The sequence below is a fragment of the Cytobacillus spongiae genome (assembly GCF_021390075.1).
The window spans coordinates 3,369,451-3,393,796 of record NZ_CP089997.1; the positions used below are offsets into that span (position 1 = coordinate 3,369,451).

The 24,346-nt window shown below is 38.6% G+C and carries 23 protein-coding genes, 1 tRNA gene, 1 rRNA gene and 1 pseudogene; 11 read left to right on the top strand and 15 right to left on the bottom strand.

The window, feature by feature from the left end:
• Positions 1-281: 281 nt before the first annotated feature.
• Positions 282-1,832, bottom strand: a 16S ribosomal RNA gene (locus LS684_RS17045).
• Positions 1,833-2,534: 702 nt separating this feature from the next.
• Here LS684_RS17045 and LS684_RS17050 point away from each other — a divergent pair.
• Positions 2,535-2,711 carry a hypothetical protein gene (locus tag LS684_RS17050; RefSeq protein ID WP_233807680.1) on the top strand — a complete coding sequence of 59 codons (177 nt, stop codon included), beginning with the start codon at positions 2,535-2,537 and terminating at the stop codon, positions 2,709-2,711.
• 118 nt (positions 2,712-2,829) lie between these two features.
• Here the strand turns inward: LS684_RS17050 and LS684_RS17055 are convergent, their stop codons facing one another.
• From LS684_RS17055 to LS684_RS17065, 3 genes are read right to left on the bottom strand one after another with little or no spacing between them, the layout of a single operon-like run.
• On the bottom strand, positions 2,830-3,402 hold the full coding sequence (locus tag LS684_RS17055) for a GNAT family N-acetyltransferase (protein ID WP_233807682.1): 573 nt from the start codon (positions 3,400-3,402) through the stop codon (positions 2,830-2,832).
• On the bottom strand, positions 3,403-3,954 hold the full coding sequence (locus LS684_RS17060) for a GNAT family N-acetyltransferase (protein WP_233807689.1): 552 nt from the start codon (positions 3,952-3,954) through the stop codon (positions 3,403-3,405).
• Between the two features lie 9 nt (positions 3,955-3,963).
• Positions 3,964-4,875, bottom strand: coding sequence for a DMT family transporter (locus LS684_RS17065; RefSeq protein ID WP_233807691.1), 912 nt, complete (start codon positions 4,873-4,875; stop codon positions 3,964-3,966).
• 100 nt (positions 4,876-4,975) lie between these two features.
• On the opposite strand from LS684_RS17065, the gene LS684_RS17070 reads away from it, so the two are divergent.
• Entirely contained in the window at positions 4,976-5,668 is a 693-nt protein-coding gene (locus LS684_RS17070; RefSeq protein ID WP_233807692.1) for an MgtC/SapB family protein, read from the top strand.
• Positions 5,669-5,734: 66 nt separating this feature from the next.
• A tRNA-Ala gene (locus LS684_RS17075) sits at positions 5,735-5,807 on the top strand.
• Here the strand turns inward: LS684_RS17075 and LS684_RS24310 are convergent.
• Positions 5,761-6,165 carry a radical SAM protein gene (locus LS684_RS24310; RefSeq protein ID WP_432418832.1) on the bottom strand — a complete coding sequence of 135 codons (405 nt, stop codon included), beginning with the start codon at positions 6,163-6,165 and terminating at the stop codon, positions 5,761-5,763. The genes LS684_RS17075 and LS684_RS24310 overlap by 47 nt on opposite strands.
• A gap of 36 nt (positions 6,166-6,201) precedes the next feature.
• Between LS684_RS24310 and LS684_RS17080 the strand changes: the two are divergent.
• Positions 6,202-6,426, top strand: a pseudogene (locus tag LS684_RS17080) (DDE-type integrase/transposase/recombinase); the annotation flags it as partial.
• 339 nt (positions 6,427-6,765) lie between these two features.
• Here the strand turns inward: LS684_RS17080 and LS684_RS17085 are convergent.
• Positions 6,766-7,920 carry an MFS transporter gene (locus LS684_RS17085; RefSeq protein WP_349293131.1) on the bottom strand — a complete coding sequence of 385 codons (1,155 nt, stop codon included), beginning with the start codon at positions 7,918-7,920 and terminating at the stop codon, positions 6,766-6,768.
• Between the two features lie 426 nt (positions 7,921-8,346).
• Here LS684_RS17085 and LS684_RS17090 point away from each other — a divergent pair, with 426 nt between their 5' ends.
• On the top strand, positions 8,347-8,496 hold the full coding sequence (locus tag LS684_RS17090; RefSeq protein WP_233807694.1) for a hypothetical protein: 150 nt from the start codon (positions 8,347-8,349) through the stop codon (positions 8,494-8,496).
• Between the two features lie 471 nt (positions 8,497-8,967).
• Here the strand turns inward: LS684_RS17090 and LS684_RS17095 are convergent, their stop codons facing one another.
• From LS684_RS17095 to LS684_RS17120, 6 genes are all read right to left on the bottom strand, one after another.
• The gene (locus LS684_RS17095) at positions 8,968-9,297 is read right to left on the bottom strand and encodes a hypothetical protein (RefSeq protein ID WP_233807695.1); all 330 of its coding nucleotides are present in this window, start codon (positions 9,295-9,297) and stop codon (positions 8,968-8,970) included.
• A gap of 543 nt (positions 9,298-9,840) precedes the next feature.
• Positions 9,841-11,172 (bottom strand): 6-phospho-beta-glucosidase, encoded by a 1,332-nt coding sequence (locus tag LS684_RS17100; RefSeq protein ID WP_233807696.1) that lies wholly within the window; start codon positions 11,170-11,172, stop codon positions 9,841-9,843.
• Between the two features lie 14 nt (positions 11,173-11,186).
• Complete coding sequence (locus tag LS684_RS17105; RefSeq protein WP_233807697.1) at positions 11,187-11,477, bottom strand: hypothetical protein; 291 nt, start codon at positions 11,475-11,477, stop codon at positions 11,187-11,189.
• Positions 11,478-11,563: 86 nt separating this feature from the next.
• A complete protein-coding gene (locus LS684_RS17110; RefSeq protein ID WP_233807699.1) occupies positions 11,564-12,844 on the bottom strand; it encodes a PTS sugar transporter subunit IIC in 1,281 nt (426 codons plus the stop codon).
• Between the two features lie 22 nt (positions 12,845-12,866).
• The gene (locus LS684_RS17115) at positions 12,867-13,172 is read right to left on the bottom strand and encodes a PTS sugar transporter subunit IIB (protein ID WP_233807700.1); all 306 of its coding nucleotides are present in this window, start codon (positions 13,170-13,172) and stop codon (positions 12,867-12,869) included.
• 2 nt (positions 13,173-13,174) lie between these two features.
• Positions 13,175-14,038, bottom strand: a complete 864-nt coding sequence (locus tag LS684_RS17120; RefSeq protein WP_233807701.1) for a MurR/RpiR family transcriptional regulator — start codon at positions 14,036-14,038, stop codon at positions 13,175-13,177.
• A gap of 160 nt (positions 14,039-14,198) precedes the next feature.
• On the opposite strand from LS684_RS17120, the gene LS684_RS17125 reads away from it, so the two are divergent.
• Genes LS684_RS17125 through murQ form a run of 5 tightly spaced genes read left to right on the top strand, consistent with a single transcriptional unit; the run spans position 14,199 to position 18,642 of the window.
• A complete protein-coding gene (locus LS684_RS17125; protein WP_233807702.1) occupies positions 14,199-14,534 on the top strand; it encodes a PTS lactose/cellobiose transporter subunit IIA in 336 nt (111 codons plus the stop codon).
• A gap of 13 nt (positions 14,535-14,547) precedes the next feature.
• Positions 14,548-15,636, top strand: a complete 1,089-nt coding sequence (locus LS684_RS17130; RefSeq protein ID WP_233807711.1) for a DUF871 domain-containing protein — start codon at positions 14,548-14,550, stop codon at positions 15,634-15,636.
• A 13-nt stretch (positions 15,637-15,649) separates the two neighbouring features.
• On the top strand, positions 15,650-16,561 hold the full coding sequence (locus tag LS684_RS17135; RefSeq protein WP_233807713.1) for a BadF/BadG/BcrA/BcrD ATPase family protein: 912 nt from the start codon (positions 15,650-15,652) through the stop codon (positions 16,559-16,561).
• Positions 16,558-17,715, top strand: a complete 1,158-nt coding sequence (gene anmK / locus LS684_RS17140) for an anhydro-N-acetylmuramic acid kinase AnmK (protein WP_267930290.1) — start codon at positions 16,558-16,560, stop codon at positions 17,713-17,715. The genes LS684_RS17135 and anmK overlap by 4 nt, the downstream gene beginning before the upstream one ends.
• 24 nt (positions 17,716-17,739) lie before the next feature.
• Positions 17,740-18,642: an N-acetylmuramic acid 6-phosphate etherase gene (gene murQ / locus LS684_RS17145; protein ID WP_233807720.1), complete on the top strand. Its 903-nt coding sequence runs from the start codon at positions 17,740-17,742 to the stop codon at positions 18,640-18,642.
• Between the two features lie 98 nt (positions 18,643-18,740).
• Here murQ and LS684_RS17150 read toward each other — a convergent pair whose 3' ends face one another.
• Positions 18,741-20,804, bottom strand: a complete 2,064-nt coding sequence (locus LS684_RS17150; RefSeq protein ID WP_233807722.1) for a methyl-accepting chemotaxis protein — start codon at positions 20,802-20,804, stop codon at positions 18,741-18,743.
• A 365-nt stretch (positions 20,805-21,169) separates the two neighbouring features.
• Here LS684_RS17150 and LS684_RS17155 point away from each other — a divergent pair, with 365 nt between their 5' ends.
• Positions 21,170-21,355 (top strand): hypothetical protein, encoded by a 186-nt coding sequence (locus LS684_RS17155; protein WP_233807725.1) that lies wholly within the window; start codon positions 21,170-21,172, stop codon positions 21,353-21,355.
• Between the two features lie 13 nt (positions 21,356-21,368).
• Here the strand turns inward: LS684_RS17155 and LS684_RS24320 are convergent, their stop codons facing one another.
• Positions 21,369-21,782 carry a LytS/YhcK type 5TM receptor domain-containing protein gene (locus tag LS684_RS24320; RefSeq protein ID WP_432418833.1) on the bottom strand — a complete coding sequence of 138 codons (414 nt, stop codon included), beginning with the start codon at positions 21,780-21,782 and terminating at the stop codon, positions 21,369-21,371.
• Between the two features lie 415 nt (positions 21,783-22,197).
• The gene (locus tag LS684_RS17160; protein ID WP_233807727.1) at positions 22,198-23,985 is read right to left on the bottom strand and encodes a methyl-accepting chemotaxis protein; all 1,788 of its coding nucleotides are present in this window, start codon (positions 23,983-23,985) and stop codon (positions 22,198-22,200) included.
• Positions 23,986-24,346 lie beyond the last annotated feature (361 nt).

Below are 24,346 nucleotides of genomic sequence, written 5' to 3' on the forward strand. Positions count from 1 at the left end.
GCTTCCTTCGCTCCGCTCCTCATGTACGTAAGTACATTCCGGTGCTCACTCAGTTGCTTCCTCGACCTGCTCGCGTCTTGAAACCTTCTAATTTCTTGTTTAGAGAAAATCTTAAGATTGGCGATTACTCGGTAATTCTTTTTTTCTTCTATATTTCATTATCTAGTTTTCAAGGAACAAGTTCACTTTCTTCTATAATAAGAAGAGAGTTTGTTATAGAGAGATTGCTCTCTCAAAACTAAACGAACCATAAGCGTCAACTTTCATGTAAATATCCTTAGAAAGGAGGTGATCCAGCCGCACCTTCCGATACGGCTACCTTGTTACGACTTCACCCCAATCATCTGTCCCACCTTAGGCGGCTGGCTCCAAAAGGTTACCCCACCGACTTCGGGTGTTACAAACTCTCGTGGTGTGACGGGCGGTGTGTACAAGGCCCGGGAACGTATTCACCGCGGCATGCTGATCCGCGATTACTAGCGATTCCGGCTTCATGCAGGCGAGTTGCAGCCTGCAATCCGAACTGAGAATGGTTTTATGGGATTGGCTAAACCTCGCGGTCTTGCAGCCCTTTGTACCATCCATTGTAGCACGTGTGTAGCCCAGGTCATAAGGGGCATGATGATTTGACGTCATCCCCACCTTCCTCCGGTTTGTCACCGGCAGTCACCTTAGAGTGCCCAACTGAATGCTGGCAACTAAGATCAAGGGTTGCGCTCGTTGCGGGACTTAACCCAACATCTCACGACACGAGCTGACGACAACCATGCACCACCTGTCATCCTGTCCCCCGAAGGGGAACGCCCTATCTCTAGGGTTGTCAGGAGATGTCAAGACCTGGTAAGGTTCTTCGCGTTGCTTCGAATTAAACCACATGCTCCACCGCTTGTGCGGGCCCCCGTCAATTCCTTTGAGTTTCAGTCTTGCGACCGTACTCCCCAGGCGGAGTGCTTAATGCGTTAGCTGCAGCACTAAAGGGCGGAAACCCTCTAACACTTAGCACTCATCGTTTACGGCGTGGACTACCAGGGTATCTAATCCTGTTCGCTCCCCACGCTTTCGCGCCTCAGCGTCAGTTACAGACCAGAGAGTCGCCTTCGCCACTGGTGTTCCTCCACATCTCTACGCATTTCACCGCTACACGTGGAATTCCACTCTCCTCTTCTGCACTCAAGTTCCCCAGTTTCCAATGACCCTCCACGGTTGAGCCGTGGGCTTTCACATCAGACTTAAGGAACCGCCTGCGCGCGCTTTACGCCCAATAATTCCGGACAACGCTTGCCACCTACGTATTACCGCGGCTGCTGGCACGTAGTTAGCCGTGGCTTTCTGGTTAGGTACCGTCAAGGTACCGCCCTATTCGAACGGTACTTGTTCTTCCCTAACAACAGAGTTTTACGATCCGAAAACCTTCATCACTCACGCGGCGTTGCTCCGTCAGACTTTCGTCCATTGCGGAAGATTCCCTACTGCTGCCTCCCGTAGGAGTCTGGGCCGTGTCTCAGTCCCAGTGTGGCCGATCACCCTCTCAGGTCGGCTACGCATCGTCGCCTTGGTGAGCCGTTACCTCACCAACTAGCTAATGCGCCGCGGGCCCATCTATAAGTGATAGCCGAAGCCATCTTTCAGAATCCTAACATGTGTTAGGAGCCATTATCCGGTATTAGCCCCGGTTTCCCGGAGTTATCCCAGTCTTATAGGCAGGTTGCCCACGTGTTACTCACCCGTCCGCCGCTAATCTTTAAAAGCAAGCTTTTAAAGATCCGCTCGACTTGCATGTATTAGGCACGCCGCCAGCGTTCGTCCTGAGCCAGGATCAAACTCTCCATAAAAGAGTATTGATTAGCTCAATAGTTAAAACAAATTTAAAACGTTGACGTTATGGTTCGTTTAGTTTTCAAAGAACAATCATCATCGCCGAGAAGCGACTTTATTAATATAACATTTTTGATAAAATCATGTCAATAACTTTTTTGAGAAACTTTTTTATCAAAATGTTGGCGTCCTTAAGGACAAGTAATAATATATCACGCACAAAAAATAATTTCAATATAATTTTTCATTTTTTCTTCTAAAATTTTTCGCGTGTTTTTTTCTTCATTATATCTGCAAATAAATTACTTAAGCTCTCTGTTATGATTGCCTGAGTAAAAACTTCGAACTTATTATAATCTACTATATATTCTACCTCATCATAAGATATAGAAGAACAAATAAATATATAGTAGAACGATTTTAATAATGATGAATGCCCCATTACCAATTTGGAATCGAGACTATACGAGTACTATTTTGTGGAAAACCCAGTTTTATCCACATTATTATACACATATGTTACATAATATTCACAACATTCAGCTGACTTACCCACAGGCAGTGGATAAAGATATGCATATTATCCACAATTATTGAGTTACTAACAAAAAAATTGTATTTTTCGGATAATTAATGTTCTTATTTGTGGACGATTTTTTAAGTAATAGAATTAATGATCTGTTCATAGGATTAAATAGACTATTTGAAAGGTGATGAATATGTTAGAACCTATTGCACTATACATCTCACTAGTAATGGCTATCTTTCTTTTCGCCTATGCTTATTATGAAGGGATTCAAATTGCTAATACTGAAGGAAAAGTCAGAGGAGGAACGTTTGTCTTTACCACTACATTTGCATTCGTGTTTTCAAGCTTCACATACATTTTTTATTAGAACGAATGAATAGAGGCTTCTATTGCCATTTTTTACTTTCAGGAAAATAAACTTCCTCTACTAATATAGGTAACGATATCCATATAGGTTAACTTACTAAAGAGGATCCCCTCTTCAATCAAAGGAGATCCTCTTTCCTATCTTCTTTAAGTTTTGCTGTTAAGACTGCATCTAAATAACTCCCTTTATGCAAGAACCTTTTTCTTAAGATTCCTTCGTGTTGGAAGCCATTTTTCTCTAATACTCTTTTAGATGCTATGTTTTTTGGAAAATAGAATGCCTCTATCCGATTAACATCCATTTCCTCAAAAGCATAGCTAATAATCCGGTGCATCGCTTCGGACATAATTCCAAGACTCCAATAATCAGGGTGCAGATCATATCCAACTTCTAGCTTGGAATGGGTACGATCAATTGAATGAAACCCACAGGTACCGATGAGTTCATTTGTTTCTTTCTTTGTAATGCCCCATCGAATTTGCTTTCCTTGCTCATATGAAAAGAATAAACTTTCAATTAATTCCTCTGCTTCTTGTTCTGTCCGAAAAGTTTCTACATCATAATATTTAGTTACTTCTTCTAAAGAGAAATAACTGTATAATTCAATAGAATCGCTCAGTTCAAGTTTTCTTAGGTGTAAACGTTCTGTTTGTAGCGCAGGAAAAACTTCGAAGGCACGATCCATTCCCATCTATGAATCTCCTTTAAAAGACAATGCTAATGCAAGTTTATCCTGAAGCACCGAAAGATTTTTCCAAACATAGGCTACTTCAACTAATTTTTGATTACCTATTGTTATCTCTTCTTGGAGATAGACTTCTCCCCCATAATTTTCATAGAAGGCTTTACTTGAGTTACTCTCTAGAACCCAAACTAATAAAGAATGACTTCCACATTTTCTAAGTTGTGTGACACCTTCATAAAGTAGACTTGTTCCTACTCTCTTTCCTTTCGCTTCTTTCAATAAATAAATGGCATATAACTCAGAGTCAATTGAATGACTTTGTTTTCGTTCTGGACCAAAGGATGCAAAACCTACTATTTTATCTTCTTCTGCAATGTAGATTGGTTTGTTTTCGCTTCGAGAAGGAATTAATTTCTTCCATAATTCATATCGATCGTCTACTTTTAACTTACTTAGATAGCTCTCTTCGATGATATGTTCGTAAGTTTCTTGCCAGCTTTTTACATGTACCTCTGCCATTCCTCTAGCATCTTCTATTACTGCTTCCCGTATATTCATCCAATCCTCCTAACTAGCCACTTGGGATTCTTTCATTCTTTTACGTTTTAACTTTCTTTCATCAAGTAAAAATAAAGAAATTCCTCCTAATACAATTGTCCCGCCCACAATTTGCGGCCAGATGACGTGCTCATTCAATAAAAGGATTGCCAGAATGGTAGCACCCACTGGTTCAAATAAAATTGCCATTGAAATAATACTTGTACTCAGCCATTTAAGTGCCCAATTAAATAACGTATGACCAAGTAATGTTGGGATAAGAGCGAGTAAAATAAAGTATATCCAATCGCTAGTAGGGTAAGGTAGCAACGGTTCATTTACAGCAAATGTATATAACAATAAAGTAATTGAGCTAATGCTATACACAACGAATGTGTAAGTGACCAAAGATAATCGTTTGCGAACTGTCTGACCAAACATTAAATACCCTGTAACAAGGGCACAAGCGAATAGCGCTAAAATATCACCGAAGAGGGCGGAACCACTAACTTGAAAGTCTCCCCAGCTAATAATCACACTCCCTATAATGGCAATAATTCCTGCAATGATTGCTTTTGGCGAAAAACGTTCCTTGAAAAATAGATACGTACCTAAAAACGCAAATAGTGGCTGAAGTGTCACCAATACTGTTGAACTGGCAACAGATGTATAATTTAATGACTCAAACCATAGGATGAAATGAAATGCAAGAAAGACACCTGCAATCACTGAGAAAAACCAATCCCGTCTCGTCACAGTTTTTAATTCTCCGACATACTTTATTAAAAATACTGGCAGCATGATGAGAACTGAAAAAAATAATCGATAAAATGCGGTGACACCTGAAGGAGCCGAATTAAGCTTGACTAGGATCGCTGAAGTTGAAACTGAGATGACCCCTATGATAATAGCAACATATGGGTTTATTCGTGGTTGATTCATATCTTTACCCCTTTTAAGATTCAATTGTGTCTACATCATTTTACAACGAATTCCAGTTGTTTTACTATGTATTTTTTCAGTGAAGGGCGTGAAGGAAAAAATGAGTTTCATTGAGACTGAAATTCTCATTAAGCTTGGACTTTCAGGTATTCTCGGACTTGTCATTGGATTAGAGCGTGAATTGAAACGAAAACCTGTTGGATTAAAAACGAGTTTAGTCATTTCCATCGTTAGCTGTTTATTAACAATCGTTTCTATTGAATCTGCTTATCTGTTTCCACGCGACCATGATGTCAATATTACAATGGACCCTTTACGTCTAGCCGCTCAAATTGTCTCTGGAATTGGCTTTTTAGGAGCAGGAGTTATATTACGAAGGGGAAATGATAGCATCTCCGGCCTGACAACTGCTGCGATGATTTGGGGAGCTGCTGGAATTGGGATTGCAGTAGGCGCTGGCTTTTTCATTGAGGCAATGGCAGGGGTTGTTCTTCTCATCATTAGTGTAGAAGTCATTCCAATTGTCATGTCCATCCTTGGACCAAAACAGCTCCGGGAAAAAGAAATCCTCCTCCAGCTCAATATAAGAGAAAAAGAGAGCATCGCTGATATTATTGGAGAAATTCAACAAGAAGGGATCTCTATTAAGAATATTAAAATACGTGACCTTGAAGACGGCGATCATCATATTCAACTACTCATAACGGTTAACTATAAAAGAAAAACAACGGATGTTTACTATAGCGTCTCTAAAATTGAAGGTGTAAGAGGGATTCAAGTAGAGAGCTTATAATTTCTCATTTTCCTCTTGCATCAACGGGCACATGTAGCTATAATCTTCATTAGAATCCATTTATTCGGGGCATTAGCTCAGCTGGGAGAGCGCTACGCTGGCAGCGTAGAGGTCAGGGGTTCGAGCCCCCTATGCTCCATAACCGGAAGCCCTTGCGTAGCAAGGGTTTTTCTTATTTTTTCAAGGCTCGTGTGGGATGAGTATTTAAAGCCATATTTCTTTGAAAGCTCTATAACTCTCTCAGATATATACTTTATAACATCATATCCTTCTAGTGGTTCACCTCCGAACCAACCAATCTCTAAATTCTCAATACTACTTGCTTTTTCTTCAATGTGTTTGGTGAGCGCATCTTGGTGTTCCTTTGTCATTTGACCTTTTATGAAGTCTTCATAACAATAAACGCAACGAAAATTACACTGTTCAGTTGGCATGATAATTAAGTGATAATGCGTTGAGTGATACTTATTCTTAAATCTATTAAGTTCTATTTCCATTTGTTCATCCAGATTTTTTGGAACTAAATATCCATTATCGTCGGATGGGCTATGAGCAAAACCATGACCAAGGGATTCGTCATTACCGCATTAAAGATGGCATACGAACTTCAAAAGCCTGGAAAAGATGTCATTCATCATTCAGATCGTGTTGTTCAATATGCCCCCTCAGAATATCAAAAACTATTAAAAAAATACAAAATGATAGGCAGTAAGAGCCGAAAAGGAAACTGTTATGACAACGTTTATATCGAATCCTTTTAAAGTAAGTGGTTTCAGAGTTTATGAAGTTTTACAATAAAGTTCGTATACATGGGAGCATTCAAGACATCGCACCATTGGAATTCTTGGAAAAAGCAGAGCTTCAGGCAATAAAGATTAAGGAAGTTCGTGTGTAACCCACGGCTTTATATGGAGTGGCGGGCATGATAGCCTTGTTTGGCGCAGCCAGCTCGATGACTAGCTGGCTCCTCGCAGGGAGCTGATGCCCGCCGAGGCTCCTTTTCAAGCCAACTCCGGGTCCACTGCATTTTAGGGATAAGAAACAAAGTAGTAATTCTAAGATTTTCGGAGAATTATAGAGATACAATCCGGTATTAGTTAAATCGTATCTCTTCCCACCCCTATATCAATTCGATTTTTTATATAATAGAGAGTAGTAAAGAAAAAGATTACGAAAAATATAATGAACATTGAGGTTAAATTAAGAACTTTAAATCCTAATGATACAATTAAGATTATGCCCATTCTTAAAATAGTATATAGTAATGAAATCATTGATTGATAGTGTGCACTATTCTTTAGATCATCAATTGACTTTATAACATATATATCGTAGTGGATAGAATAGTAAGCAAATAGCACTTGCTGTATTAGCACTCCAACAATCAATAAAACAATATTACCACTACTTATCAATAGAAAACTAAAAGGAGTAAGGATAAACAATAAATTTTCGTTTCGTACTGATAATTCCTTGCTATAAAGGTTTATACCGATAACATTTATAAGCATGAAACCTGCAAAAATTAATCCAAAGTACCCTTCATTAATATTAGCATTTATAAAAAAGTGTGTATAATAATCAAAATTACTTATTAGTATTGAAGATGTGAAGGTAAAAAAGATAAGCTCAAGTCTCAATCTTTTATCTAGTAAAATCTTGACTAGTAAACGTTTACTAACTCCCCATATATTTTCTTTTTTATCATTTTCTATATATTTGTGTTGATTTGGTAAAAGAGAAAAAAATAGAATTGATAGTAGATAAAGACTAAATGTTATGATAAAAGGTAGTAAATAGGAATGTGTATATAATATTGAACTAAAAATCATTAAGAAAAATTGTATGTATTTAGAGTACTTACCTAATTTAACCATTACATCTTTGTATTCAATATTTTGTTTTCTTGTTATTTCCATGTAGTATGCGTTCCTTGCACCAGACTCCATGGAGGAAGCTAACCCTAAAAGAGCATTCGCAATTAAAAATCCAATAAAATTCCCCATAAAGATAAATATCAATATGGAAAGTATTCCAGATATTTTAGCAAGTAAAACAGCCTTCTTATGCCCATATCTATCTGAAACGTAACCAGTTGGAACCTCAAAAAAGAAAACTACTACCAACATTGCAAATTTTAAAATAGAAATTTCTGAATTTGATATTAAAAAATGAATATAGAATAATACTCTGATAGGAACAATTAATGCTTGTGTTGCTAATAACTCATTTATTAATATAAATGAAACTATAGTTTTTTTTTATAAAGTTGCATATTGTCACCCTTATTTATTAAGTATTATATGATCCCACACATGAATCATAGAGAGTATCCCATGTTTTTATATTATTTAAATCCACTTTCAGAGCTTCCTTCCGTTCTTTTGATTCATCTAAAGAGAGAAAATAATTATGAGCTTTTCTTACATATGACCTTTAACACAACAAGCCTTAATTCTGTTAGTAGTTAACAAACTTACTGCGTAAAAGAGCATTTCCCGTCTTACAGCATTTTCATCCTTTGAGTATAACTAACCATAAACTTCACCGAACCATTATAGTTTTTTTAAAAAGATATTATAGTACTTCGAAATATCTAAGTCTAAATTAAATTCGACAACTATTCCTAATCCCCTCCAAATTTTTACAAGTTCCTTTTTCTTTATAAGAGTCATTAATTGAATACATTTCTAATAAAAGTAAGAATAGGAACCAATTTTAACGCTGAAGAGTTTTATTTTTTCTCAATCACAAGTCACACAAGAGCCGATCCAATTGATGTCAAAGAAATTATCGTGATGTGGCAGTTTTTTGAAGTTATTCTATAAAGAGGACAGATTATCTTTCAAGCACTAAAAAAAATACCTAGAAGAAAGTAAAAAAAATAGTATCCACCATGTTAAGTTGGATGATGATTTTAAGTAGGACAGAATGTACTTAATGCACATAGCTTTAGTATGATAATAGATCACTCCTGGGGCAGGATAACTAAAAACCCGTTAAGCTTTACCTTAACGGGTTCCCTTATGAACGTATTCTATTCATAACTGCATAAAACAATGAGGACATTTTTAGCAAGTGTTGCTACTAAGATATCCTTCTCTCTTGTGAGAGCAAACAGGGCATTTTGCCTCTTGCTTATGAAGTGTTTTGAAAGGTTTCTTGCAATCAGTACAGGTCTTATTGTAAACATCTAAAGTAATTGTCGTGGCTTTTGACACCTTCTCATTAATTGATACTGCCTGTTCAGGACAGCTATCCACACATAACATACATGATGAGCAGGCTTGCGAAGAGATTCACTCTTCATTTATTACGAAGCATTGTTTCGGACATAGTCTCTCACATGTTCTGCAGAGTGTGCATGTATCACTATTAATTTCCACTTGGTTAAACTGAAAGTCTGAATAATATGGAGCAAGCTCAAGGTTTTTTTGGTTAAAACGCCAACTAGCAGGAGAAACTTCCTTCGCAAGCCTCTTGCTTTCTTTTCCCCACATCGTAAACAATTGGCGGCGAGATACCGTCTCTTCATTCAATTTAATGCTGTTTACAGGAAGAATTTCTATGTTGATTTTTCCCATTTCAAAAAGTAGATTATTGGCTGATTGAATTCTTTCTAACCACACTTCGTCTAGGGGTTCTTGCGGTAGGATTGATTGTAGTTCATTCGATGCATGGATTAACAACTCCGCAATTAAAAAAACACATATCTTTTAGATTTTTCATCATCAGTATGATGGAACTTTATATTCAAACCATTCTAATGTCATTAGCCGCATGGCATAACGTCCGTATCCAATACAGGAATGGAAAGCAAGGATGCAAAAATACAATAATAGGAAGAGGCTTGGACATAACTAAATGACTCCTTCTCAAAAACGAACAATGACTTTTTTAAAATAGTTAGGTTGTAAAAACAAGTTCGTTCCATTTACGCTGCAGACACTCGCTTTCCGCGTGGAGGAAGCTGAGCACCCTCGCTGCGCTTTGGTGTCTCAGCCTTTCCTCTATTTCCCTTAGTAGTCGAGAGTCTTCCGCTCCATTCCACTATTTTTTAATAATTTGTTTTCCGCACAAACAAAAATACCCGAACTAGTAAAAGGAGATAACTCCTGATAGTTCGGATATTCCATTGACTGAAATACGTATGCCCCAGCCTCTTCTTCTAGTTATGAATGTTGAATTTGGCCTTTAAATTGCGGGAGATACTCTTGATGTACTTCGAGCATTTCATCAAGAAGCTGTTTTCCCTTTACATCGCTTGTGACAAGCGGGTTGATTGTCATTGCCAGCAATGCCTTCTCATAAGAGCCTGTTACAGCAGCCTCCGCTGCTACACGTTCAAAAGATTTGATTTGTTGAACAAGTCCAGATACAGCGACTGGAAGCTCTCCTACATGAATAGGTTCTGGTCCTTCCTTTGTTACCACACAGTTTACCTCGACAGCTGAATCGACAGGCAATCCTAAAATGGCACCCTCATTACGAACATTGAGTGTCTGGATATCTCCTCGATCATTATGAATAGATGAAATTAAGTTACAGGCAGCATCGCTATAATATGCTCCTCCCCTTTTTTCTAACTGAGGAGGCTTAATTTTTAAGTTTTCATCTTGGTAAAGCTCAAATAAGTCGTTCTCTAGTCGCTGCACTACCTCTGCACGAGTACCTCCATTTTGATACTCTTCTAACTGCTTCTGTAGAATCTCACTCGTTTTATAGTAATAGCGGTGATAAGGACATGGAATAACGCCTAAGCTTTTGATGAACTCTTTTTCCCATGGAATAGGGGCAATGTTCTGCATCGACACTTGTTGTTCAGGATCTCCCATCAACTCAAGGACTTGAGGAAGTACGGACTCACCATCCACCTTCACATCTAGTCCATAGACCATATGGTTTAACCCTGCAAAATCAATATGCAAACGCTCCACATCAACGCCTAATAATCTTGCAATCGTCATTCTCGTATTAATCGGTAAATTACATACGCCAACTACCTTCGGATGAGCACCATATCGTAGCAGTGCTTCTGTCACAAGCCCAGCAGGGTTCGTGAAGTTAATCAGCCATGCGTCAGGACAAAGGTCTTGAATTTCCTTGGCAATCTCCAGTAAGACAGGAATGGTCCTCATTCCTTTAAATAGACCACCTGCACCATTTGTTTCTTGGCCAATCATCCCGTACTTAATCGGTAGACGCTCATCTTGAATTCTAGCTTTTAATTGGCCCACTCTCATTTGCGTGGTTACAAAATCAGCATCCTTCAATGCTTCTCGACGATCTAATGTAAGGTGAATTTCCATTGGGACCTTCGCTTGTTCCACCATTCGTTTCGCCAAATCCCCAACAATTTGTAGCTTGTCTTTGCCTTCTTCGATATCCACTAGCCATAATTCACTTACAGGTAATTCTTTGTAACGCATTATTAACCCTTCTACAAACTCTGGTGTATAACTTGAGCCTCCACCAATGGTTACAATTTTTATTCCTTTTTTCATCTTGCAAACCTCCTTTATTTAGCTATAAATGCTAGAACAAAGCTAATCAAGAAACTTACAATAACGGAAAGCAATAGTCGTTTCTTTTTAACAGACGGATCCTCTACGGGACCTTCGATTTTCAACATAACAAACGCTAATGCAATTGTGGATGAGATTCCTGTTGCGAGGAAAATACTCCATTCTTTTGTTAGACCGATGCTTACTAACGGCTTTGATAATAGAAGTAACCCTATTGAAACAGATAGAAGAATTACAAATACACTTCGAAAGCCAATTCGTTTTGGAACGACGGTTTCTACCAATTCCTTCACTCCTAACCTGTGTTTGTGTAATAAAGAAGTGGGAATCCAAGGACTCCCACTTTTCAATTCGATTTATTTTCGTTCGCTTAAGCTGCTTGTTCGTCGTTTTCTTCCATTTGAATCATTTTCTTATCATACATCTTAAAGAACGGGAAGTAGATTGAGAATGAAATGGTAATATTAATAAGTACAAGTACAACTGCTCTCCAGTCCCCACCCGTTGCAAGGAATGCTCCTATTGGTGCTGGAAGTGTCCATGGAGGCATGATGTAGGTTGGCGAAACTAGCCCAATTGTTGTTGCCACATACGAAAGTGTTCCTGTAATTAGTGGCGTAATGATAAACGGAATGATTAAAATTGGGTTCAATACTATTGGAGCACCGAAAATAATTGGCTCATTGATATTGAAGATACCTGGCACGATACTTGTTCTTCCTAATGCTTTTAAATATTTTGAGCGTGAGAAGAATACCATAGCAAGAACTAATCCTAGCGTTGCCCCAGATCCACCGATCCAGATAAACCATTGGTAGAATGTTTCCGGTGCAATATGAGGAATCGCTCCCCCACTAGCTACTGCATCTGCATTATTAACAAGGAATACTTCCCATAGAGGACGTGCAACCGTTCCTACTACAGAAACCCCATGAATCCCGAATGACCAGAAGAATGTAATTAAGAATACTGGAATTAATACACCAAAAATACTATCACCAACAGAAACAAGTGGTGCAACTGCCTTACTAATTAGGTGATGTAGATCAACACCAGCTAAAACGGTAATAGAAGATACGAGTAAAATAACAATAGCTACGGGAATAAGAGCTTCAAAACTTCTTGATACAGATGCCGGAACTTGTTCTGGCATTTTAATAGTAATATTTTTCGTCTTACAGAATCGAAGGATTTCAACAGCTGCAATGGAAACAATCATTGCCACAAACAATCCGTGACCTCCAAGGTTTGTCATTGGGAGAACCCATCCTTGGCCTTCCATCACTTGAGGAGTAATTGTTAATAATAGAGCTGCGACTGAAATTTGTGCACCTGATAATGGGTCTAAACCATAGCTTTTGGAGAGATTATATCCAATCCCAAAGGCTATATAGAGTGACATAATAAACATCGTTAAACGGTATGGAATGAGGATTTCAATGATATTGTCTGAAGCCCATTGCTTAATATCTCCGAATACTCCCGCTTCTGGTACAGGCGGGAATGCTAGAATTAAGAAAAAGGACCCAACGATAATGAACGGTAAAGCCGAAATTACTCCATCTCGAATCGCTTGCAAGTGTCTTTGTTCAGAGAGTCTTGCCATAGGGCCAGATAAATTATTCTCTAAAAAACTTACAAATTTTTGCATGAGTGAACCCCCCGTTATCTTATTATTTAATTAGTTCTTTTACAGTTTTAAGCAGTGTCGGTCCTCCAAGTGGTGTATATGCCTGTGGCGGGATTGGCCCACATGGTACGTTCGCTTTGTCTGCTTCTTGTTTTACTTGATCAAAACGATGACGAATTTGAGGTGCTACCATACACACATCCCAGCCTTTTGTGATTTCATCAGAAACTTCACCAGTACCGATTGCTTGAACTTCCATTTCAATTCCTGCTTTTTCGCCTTCTTTTTTTAATGCATTAACCACGATTGCACTTGACATACCACCTGAACATACGAATAAAATTTTCATCACTATTCCTCCTCTTTCATTCTTTGGACAACCTCATGGGTGTGAACAATTTGTTCATATACACCATGTCCTTTTTCCATACAAAGAGCTACAAATAAGGCATCGATGACGACTAATTGCGCAATTCGTGCGGTCATCGTTCCAATTCGGATATTGTGTTCCTCCTCTGAAATAGTTAACACAATATCGGCTAGCTTTCGTGCTGGTGACTTTCCATGTTGTGTAAGAAGAACAATCTTTGCTCCTTTTTCCTGGGCAACATTCATTAGCTTTAGAATTTCTTTTGTTTGACCGGAAGTAGAAACGACAAAAAGGACATCGCGTTCTGTTAGATTCGCAGCCATCATCATTTGTACATGAATGTCATTTGCTTGAAAAGCTAAGTAATTTAATCGAAGCAGCTTCAGAGTGAAGTCCTCTGCTACAACAGCTGAACCGCCTGCTCCATACAGATAGACTCTTTCTGCTTCATGAAAAGCCTTCACAGCCCTCTCCATTTCATCAATAACAAATAGCTTTTCAGTGCATTTTAACGCTTGATGGGTATTAACAAGCACTTTGTTAAAAACCGTCTGAAGGTCATCTTCAAAATGCAAAAGTGTATTTACCATCTCGGAAGGAGATTGTTCCGACTTTGTACTTTTGGCAAGCTCGATTTTTAACCCGCTAAAACTGTTAATCCCAATTCTTTTACAAAAACGGATAATTGCAGCTTCACTACTTCCACATGATTGAGAAAGTTGCTTCGTGGTCATTTCCATGACCTTTTCAGGTGAGCTTAGTACGTATTCTGCAACAGCTAGCTCAGATGGAGTATAGGAATCCAACTGACTTTTAATATGTTTTAACACTTGAAATTCTGCCATAGTCACCTCCAAAAAAAAGATTGTGTTGTAAAGGCTTTCAATATACTATGATTATATGCGATAATGAAATAAAATTTCAATATTTATTTTGTGTTTTTAAATTTTTATTTTATAATTATGCTAGAATCATATTTCAATTAAGCTCAAGGAGGAGTCGTCAATGTCAGAAGTACGTAATATAGAAATGGAAATTTTCGAAATCATCTCAAATGGAGGAAATGCGAAAAGCACTGCTTACGAGGCACTCTCAAAAGCACATGAAGGAAATTTCGCAGAAGCGGATCAATTAGTAGAAGCCGCTCATCAAGACTTAAACAAAGCACACAAAACACAAACTCAATTAATCCAAGCAGAAATTAATGGAGATAAATTTGAGAAATCTCTATTAATGATACATGCACAGGACCATCTGATGACTTCTATTAGTGAGATTTCACTTATTGAACAAATGATTAAGATGCTAAAGAGAATTGATGAATTAGAAAAGAGAGCATAAGGAGGAGTAGAAAATGAGCAAGCGACTTGGTGTATCTATATATCCGAATCATTCTACAGTTGAGGAAGACAAAGAGTATTTAGCACTTGCTGCTTCATACGGATTCGAACGAGTATTTACTTGCCTCCTGTCTGTTGAAGGGAACAAGGATGAAATTCTTGCAAATTTTAAAGAGACAATTGCATTTGCTCGTGAAAAAGGGATGGAGGTCATTGCAGATATTAGCCCTAGGATTTTTAAAGAACTGAATATTTCCTATGATGACCTTTCCTTCTTTGCAGACCTAGGTGCTCATGGAATTCGACTTGACCTCGGGTATACAGGTCATGAGGAATCTATGATGTCCTACAATCCATACAATTTAAAAATTGAACTGAACATGAGTAACGCTACGAAGTACATTGACAATATCATGACGTATCAGCCAAATAAGGATCGATTATTAGGTTGTCATAACTTTTATCCACATCGATATTCAGGGCTGTCTTATCCATTCTTTATTGATTGCAGCAAGAAATTTAAAGAGATTGGCATGAGAACTGCAGCATTTGTTTCATCAGCAGAAGCAACGTTTGGACCATGGCCAGTAATGGAAGGGCTCCCAACTCTTGAAATGCACCGCAATCTCCCAATTGATGTACAAGCGAAACATCTATTTGCAACTGGTTTAATTGATGATGTAATTATCAGCAATGCGTATGCGTCAGAGGAAGAACTTAAATCATTGAGTGAGCTGAATCCAGCGAAACTTACCTTCACCGTTGAAGTCCATGAAAGCACGACGGATTTAGAAAAGACGATCCTATTTGCTGAACCTCATTTCTATAGAGGAGATGTATCTGACTATTTAATCCGCTCAACCCAAAGCCGTGTTAAGTATCGTGGACACGATTTCCCTCCGCATCATGCGGTTAATATTCGACGTGGAGATATCGTCATAGAAAATAATTACTATGCCCAATATACAGGCGAGCTACAAATCGCTTTACAGGATATGGAAAACTCTGGTAAAACTAATGTAGTTGGAAGAATTCGAGAAGAAGAGATTTTCCTTCTAGATTATTTAAAGCCATGGGGGAAATTTGCCTTTAAAGCCGAATAATTAAGGTGGGATTATGAAGATGATTATCGGTATAGATGCAGGTGGAACGAAAACAAAAGGACTACTACTTGATGACAATAAAAACATCCTACAAGAAGCAATTTCAGGACACGGTAACCCTACCGTCTCTTTTCCTGATGCATTAAAGAATATTGGAAATGTTATTCAACACCTAACTATGGATCAAGCTTCAAGTTCAATAGATTCGATTATTATCGGAATGGCTGGAGCGGAATCGGGCAATCTTGCCCCTGAGATGAAAAAAGAACTAGAGAAGCTCACCTCCCTTCCTATATATATTATCAATGATGCTGCACTTGCATATTTCAGCTTGATTGGAAATAACAATGGAGTCCTTACCATATCTGGAACAGGCTCCATTAGCTACGGTAGGAATGGAGCACTGGAAGGAATGACGGGCGGCTGGGGCCATCTGTTAGGAGATGAAGGTAGTGCATATCATGTTGCCATCCAATCGATTAAAAGGATTGCGGATGAAATAGACCAAGGTGTTCCCCTCTCCTATCTTTCAAGCAATCTATTAAAAAAAATCAGTGCAACAGATGGAAAAGGATTGAAGGGATTCATCTATTCCTCATCAAAAGGTGAAATCGCCTCTTTGACAGAGGTGATTCATCAACTAGCCGAGGGAGGGAATCAAACAGCGATTTCCCTCTTTCAAGATGCTGGGACAGCCCTTGGTCACCAAACTGTCCAGCTCCTTCAAAGACTTAATATAGTCGATACACCTATTGTCGCTTGGAAAGGAAGCGTTTTAGAAAAGAATCAATGGGTCCAAGAGGCATTTAAAAAAGTGATTGACGCCGCCTTTAATGGAGCTAGTTATCGCTCTCACTCTTTATCTCCTGCGACTGGCGCCATTGAAGTTCAATATGCGATTAAGAAAGGAATGATACAAGGGTGAGTGAACAACTAGCTGTCGGTTTAATGTCTGGCACTTCCGTCGATGGAGTGGATGCAGCATTAGTTTCCATTGATGGTGCTGGACTGTCTACGAACGTGAAATTAATCCATTTCACAAACACTCCATTTGAACAAAAGGTAAAAGATAAGATTTTTCAAGTCATGAGCATGGAGCAGTCTTCTACCCCTCTTCTTTCTAGCTTGCATTTTGAACTTGGAGATATTTTTGCTGATGCGGTCCTTCAAGTATGCAAAGAAGCAGGAATAGATACGAAACAGCTAAGTTTTATTGGTTCCCACGGTCAAACTGTGTATCATCAGCCGTTTGCTGCAGATCAATCTGTACCATCAACTCTACAGATTGGTGAGCCTAGTGTGATTGCCTATCGAACAAATACAAAAGTGGTATCCAACTTTCGTTCAATGGATATGGCAGCAGGCGGGGAAGGTGCGCCACTTGTCCCCTTTACAGAATTTCTACTCTATCGAAATCCTGAAGCCGGCAGACTTCTGCAAAATATCGGCGGAATTGGAAATGTAACCGTACTTCCAAAGAATTGCTCTCTAGAGGACATCTACGCTTTTGATACAGGACCTGGCAATATGATCATGGATGGACTTTGCGAAAAGCTATTCGAAATTCCATATGACAAAAATGGAGCGATTGCTGCAGATGGTGTCGTTAATCAACAAGTCGTTCAAGAATGGATCCAGTGGGAGAAAGATTTCTTCAATAAAAAGCCTCCTAAATCAACGGGTAGAGAGCTTTTTGGAGAGCGTTTTATTCTGAAAATCTTACAACAGTACAGCCACCTATCAAAGCAAGATCTTGTGGCAACAGCGACTTACTATACGGCTCAGACTATAGCGAATGCCTATCAAGCATATGTCTTTCCTACACATGCAATAGATGAAGTAATCATTGGAGGAGGAGGAAGCTATAATTCTACGTTGATTAACATGCTTCGCAAGCTTCTTCCAGAACGAAGAGTCCTTATTCAAGAGGATCTTGGTTATTCATCTGATGCAAAGGAGGCCATTGCCTTCGCGCTATTAGCAAATGAAACACTTCATGGTCAGCCTGGAAATGTGCCCAGTGCAACAGGAGCAAAACACCCCGTCATTTTAGGGTCAATTACACCTAGTCCCTATTGACATTACGAAAGGAAGTTACAGAAAATGGATCTTACTAAAATTCTGACAGAAACAAGAAATCCAAACACGATGGAAATCGATACATTGAGCACAGAAGACATGTTAAAAAAAATTAACGAAGAGGATCAGACAGTTGCTCTTGCGGTAGGAAAAACCATTTCTGTTATCGCGAAAGTCGTTGATTCGATCGTAGAGAAAATGGAAGATGGCGGTCGCCTCCTCTATATCGGAGCAGGCACGAGCGGCAGACTTGGAATTCTCGATGCCTCCGAATGTCCTCCAACCTATAGCACGGATCCAGAAAAGGTTGTAGCTATCATTGCTGGTGGAGAACAAGCGATTCAGTATCCAATGGAAGGGGCTGAGGATGATGAAGAGGCGGGGATTGAAGAAATTTGTGTTCATCAAGTTTCCTCAAAGGATGTTGTCGTTGGAATTGCTGCAAGCGGGCGCACTCCATACACAATTGGTGCATTAAAAGAAGCAAAAAAAAGAGGTGCAGTCACCGCTTCTATCGTTTGCTCTCCAAACTCTCCAATGGGTCAGATTGCTGATCATGACATTGTTGCCGAGGTAGGGCCAGAGGTCGTTACGGGTTCAACACGAATGAAAGCAGGTACTGCGCAGAAGCTTATATTAAACATGCTGACAACAGCCTCTATGATCAAACTTGGAAAGGTTTACAGCAACTTAATGGTGGATGTTATGCCATCAAATGAAAAGCTAAAAATCCGTTCCCGAAATATCATTATGGAAGCAGCCGATGCAAGTGAAGAAGAAGCCATTCAAGCTCTTGATACTCACGGTGCAGTTAAACCTGCCATTCTATCCCTCTTAACAGGCCTAGGGAAAGAAGACGTTGCCGAGCTTTTAAAGCAGCACAAAGGACACTTACGAGCTGCATTAAAAGCAGCTGTAAAATCGTAAAAATCACTTTTCAAAGGTTGTTTTCTATTAAAAGGATAAAAAAGATATCAAATAGCAAGGGGCATCCCCTTATAGAGATGCCCCTTATTTATCTTTATTTACTTTTCTCCCTCTTCTTTACGAAATTGAAAAGCTGAGATGGATGTTTTAAGGTCTTCAGAAAGCTTATTTAACATCTCAACATATTGATAGGCTTGTCTTACTTGCTCTAATTGCTCTTGAGCACTTGCAGAAGCTTCTTCTGTTGCAGCTGAGTTCTCTTCCGCACTTGCAGATATACTTTGCATGGAATCTACAAGCTCTTCCTTTTTCGATTTCATCTCTTCTATCAATTGATCAATGTTTCTAGTGCCCACATTCAATTCATCTAGTGTTACAGTAATAGTGTTAAAGGTTTGTTCTGTCTGCATAACAGATTGTTCATTTTTCCCAATATACTCTTTATTGTACTCAAACTCTTGCACAGCTTGTCTTGATTTTTCTTGAATGGCATGAACTTTCGCTTGTATTTCCTCTGTAGCAGATCCTGTTTGCTCAGACAATTTTCGAACTTCTGTTGCTACAACTGCAAATCCTTTTCCTGCTTCCCCTGCTCTTGCCGCCTCGATTGAAGCATTTAAAGCAAGTAAATTTGTTTGTTCGGCGATACCATGAATCGTTTCCACAATAGATGAGATTTGTTTACTTGCTTCATTCATCTCATTAATAATCGTTCCAATTTGATTCGTTGATTCACTCGCTGCTTTTGACCATTTGATTAAGTCCTGCACCTGGTTTGTACCTTCCTTGCTTAATTGAACGGCATCAAAGGTCTTGCTATCGATCTCTTTTGTCGCGTGAACCACTTGTTCAATGTTTCCTGCCAAGCTATCTACTTGTGAAGAACCAGATTCAGAATCATTCGCTTGCTGCTCAGTTGCTTGCGCAATCTCCCCGACTGCCATCGCTACTTCAGAGGTCGAACGAATAGTATGTTCAAACACTTGACGGATTTCTTCAGATGAATGGGTAACAGAAGAAGCAGATTCATTTACGGTAATCATAGCATCGGTCATACTAGATGCCATTGCATTCATTGAATCCGCAATCTCTCCGATTTCGTCGTAGGAATTATGCTCCACTTTGGCAGTAAGATCTCCTTTAGCCATCTTCTCTAACGATGTTTGAAGTCTTGGAATTAATCGTAAATTATGTCTTACAAGTACATACATTAATATTACCAATACAATTGTACCAATCGTAAAGGACAATATGGTCGTCTTGAATAAGGTCTCTAATGAGGAAAGGGCTTCATCTTGTAGCATAACGGCTCCGATTGCCCAACCACTTTGCTGAACAGGTGCATAACCTACATATTTCCCCTCGCCTGATTCTTCAATTAATTTCACACCCGTTTGATTTTGAGATAATTCGTTCGCAATCGCGGACATCTCACCTGTAAGCTCATTAATATTTTTCTCTAATATATAGTCTTTGTCTGGATGGTACATAAATTGCCCAGTACGATCAACCAAGAACGTGTATCCATTTTCTCCAAATGTAAAGGATTTCATGATCTCTGGAAGATCATCTAAATACACATCAAACGCTGCAAAGCCGATGATCTTCCCATTATCTTGAATTTTATCAACGATACTGATGACTACCTTACCTGTAATAGCATCCACATATGGATCTGTAAAAGTAAACCCCTCACTGGATTCTACTTGTATTCTCCATGGACGTTCACTAATCTTCCAATCAGGCGCAGAAAGATATTTTCCATTTCCAACGAGAAAACTCCCCTCTTCACTCGCCACCCATGCCAGTCCAATTGTTTTGTCTAGTGCCGCAATCTCATCTAACGCCATGTTGAGTTCACTATAATAAGGGTTTTCTGTTATATGATCTCTATCATTCGCTGTTTTGAGAAAATTAACGATGGTTTGGTTGGTTTTCATTTGTTCAACCATCGTCGATCTAATTTCAAAGAAAGAGCTAACTTTATCCGAAATAGATAAACTACTAATGGATAATGTATCCTCAATATTGTTAACAACTTGTTGTTTCGCTTGGCTAAACATCACTACCCCTGTCGCAGAAAACACAATAAATATAGCAATTAGTACAGCAAAAGCTAATTTTCTCTCAAGCTTTCGAAATAACCAAAACCCCTTTTTCATCTCATCACCCTTTAGAAGAATTAATATACTTTTTTTGATTATACATCAAACGACAACGTTCGACATATATCGCGTTACATTATTTACAAAAATATTTTTATTCATTACACATTAGAGGATTGTGATAAATCAGTCCTAGAGGAAAAGGTATATCTATTATTTACTCAGGGTTGCACAATAAAAAAATGCCTCTATTTAATGGAGGCCACTGAAAAAGTCCTTAATAGAATAGTTTGGTTAAAAAGACCGGTTGATCTTCACTCAAGGATACTTCGCTTTCCGCGGGGCGTGCGGTGAGCCTCCTCAGCGCTAAAGCGCCTGCGGGATCTCACCTGTCCCGCTGTTCCCGCAGGAGTCTACATCTCTTGTCTAATTGGCATGGAGAGGCAAGGTACAATGGCCATTTTTCGATCAATTCTAAAAAGAATTCTAAAACTGATGGAGCAACAACTGAAGCAAAAAAGGACGACAATACAAAAATAAAGCTGGCTCAATTCCAATTAAATGGAATTGAGCCAGCTTTTTTATTTGATTTTCAAGAAAATCTATAAAATCGGCAGATTTTCAGTGGCATATAAAAGGAATTGAATTAAAACAGGAAATACAAGACCGATTACAAATTGAAGGAGATTCAATCCAAATAGCACTAAGGACAATAAAAAAGGTCATGACAGCAGCAGTTGTATTCTTTATGTATTTTTTCGGCTTTGAAAATTGAGGAAAATATCTCCGATAGAATTGAAATAAGTAGAATATAATTATGGCTACAGAAAGTACAGTAAGTGACGCAGTTATTCCTCCTAAAGAAAAACGATAGCTAATTAGAATCAATCCACATATGGCTCCTGCTAGGTCTCCCATATATAACACACATATCGCAAAGGGGACCCAGCGCAAATCCCATAAAAAGCCTTCTCCAGCCACCACAGGAAACGTCATACTTAATACAGCTGCAATTCCAAAAAGATTCCTGAAAATATCTTAACTACCTTTTGATCCATATTAGTAAAAATAAACTGATAAAAGTAAATAGGAGTCAAAACCAATAAAAGGTTGAATAATACCTCGCCTACAAAGCTTGATATTTCTTGCACTTAAACAGCTCCTATCTTACTATTTTTTGTATACTATCTCTAATACTAGCATAATTGCATATTGTTGGAAAATTGAATATGATGGTAAAGTACTAAAATACAAGACTATTGGGGGGCCTTTCACGTGGCGTGGGTTGCATTTTTTATATCGTGTAGTACGGTTGCATTTCTCATTCAGGAGATGGAAAAGACAAAACGACTAGAAAAGAGGGTAGAGGAATTAGAAAAAAAATAGAACGATAATTTAACTACAGGCCTAGAAATTAGCTTCTAGGCCTGTTGATTTTGTCCCTCATTCATTATATTTTAAACTGACTAGCAACTTCATGCAGCTCTTCTGCCATGTTTGCTAACACTTTTGTTGCCGCACTAACTTCCTCCATTGAAGCCGTTTGTTCTTCTGTCGCAGTTGCAACTTCATGTGTATAAGCTGTCGTTTGTTCCGTAATCTCGCTTACACCCTTAATGGAATCTACTAACGCTCCTGTGTGTTGGTTTATTTGTTCAATCGATTGAGATACTTCCTTCATTCGATTGCTTACAGCGTCAACTGATTCTGAAATATCGATAAAGGATTTCCCAGCATCTCCAACTAACTCGGTACCTCTCTTTACCGATTTTTCTCCATTGTGCATTGAATCAACAGCTTTGTGGATATTCGATTGAATCTCTTTGATCAGAGTATTGATTTGCTGTGTTGATTTCCCAGATTGTTCAGCTAGCTTTCGCACCTCATCTGCTACGACGGCAAACCCTTTTCCGTGCTCGCCTGCTCTTGCCGCTTCAATTGCAGCATTTAATGCAAGCAAATTTGTTTGATCCGCAATCGCATTAATTAATGTAACAATTTCTTCGATTTCCTTCGATTTTTCGCTTAATAGGGAAATAACTTCTGCTGATTGCTTTGTATTATGTGTGATGCTATTCATTTGCTCAATTGCATTCTGAATAATTGCCTCTCCTGATTGTGCTTTGTCTAATGTATGTTGGGATGACTGAGCAACTCGATCAGCACGAGTAGATATATCCCGTATATCGATCGAGATTTGTTGAACAATATTGGTTGAGCTTGAAACTCGGTTTAACTGAATCTCTGCTCCAGATGATACCTCTTGGATAGAGCTTGCTATTTGTTCTGATGCTTTAGAGGTTTCATCTGCATTTGCACTTAGCTGTTCTGAAGAAGCTGCCACATGCTGGGAGGTATCAATGACCTTTTGGACTAGTTCTTTTAGGTTTGCAACCATTTGATTGAAGCTTGATATCACTTCACCTAGCTCATCTTTACGATTTACCGCCAGTGGTTGAATCGAAAGGTCTCCATTTTCAACCTTTGCCATCTCTTGTCGTAAAGCTTGAAGGGTACCGTTAAACCGAATGACAAAGATTGAAACGATAGCAATCCCGATTAACGTGGCAAGGGCGGCTACAATTAATGTTGTGTTTCTCAAATCCCCTCGCAGCAGAAGGGCCAGTTTATGCATGTCAAAATCGAACCCTACAACTCCTATCATGTTCCCATTCTTATCTTCTATCGTTTTCGCTAAGGTAATTGTTGATTTCCCAGAGCCTGCATCTACATAGGGAGTTGTCCAAACCACTCCACCATTTGCCTCTTTTGCTTGCTTATACCACTCCCGCTCTCTCGGATCAAATTGAGTCAAATCCACTTCTTTCGGAGGAATATTAGATAAGTAAACTTCTCCTTCTTCTGTCGCAACATAAGTATTTAATAGAAAATCATGCTGTTTTTCAAAGTCTTGGAAAAAGGATTCATAAAATTCCATTTTCATCGGATCGTTCGGCTTCGGCATGTTCGTTATGTTCTTTTCTACTTTCGTTGGAAACCGATACGTATCTATTTTGAGTTCGGGATAACCTGTGAACTCATCTATTAAATTTTCATGTTCAGAAAAAATCCTCTTAAATTTAGCAGACACATTCTCCATATCCTCTTTTTGTATAACAGCATACTCTATTACTTTCGTTTTTTGATATGAGAGAAAGCCTACTATTGTTAACGGTACAACTAGTAAAACAATCATTAAAAAAGGAAGCTTAAACCTCATTGATTGTAAAAATTTCATCGTACTCACTCCTTTTTTTACAGAATTTGCTGAATATTAAGTATAATAGTATATTACCACTACGAAAGTCCTGTTTGCAATAATATTTTTTGGTATGATTTTCTGTAAGAATCTGTGAAAATAAGGAAAATTTATTATATTTTAATAATATATTTCGAGTAACTAAACATATTCCTCATAATCTCTCACCGGATGATTTTCAAAGGCAATTTGGTGATCCCATTGAAATTCTGAACAGATCCGCAAAACTACTTATAACCTGGTTATCATTCAATAAATCCGAATGATCGAAACTGCTCTTTACATTTACGGTTTTACCTCGTTCATTTTGGTCAATAATGGAAAGGAGAACTATTCTAGA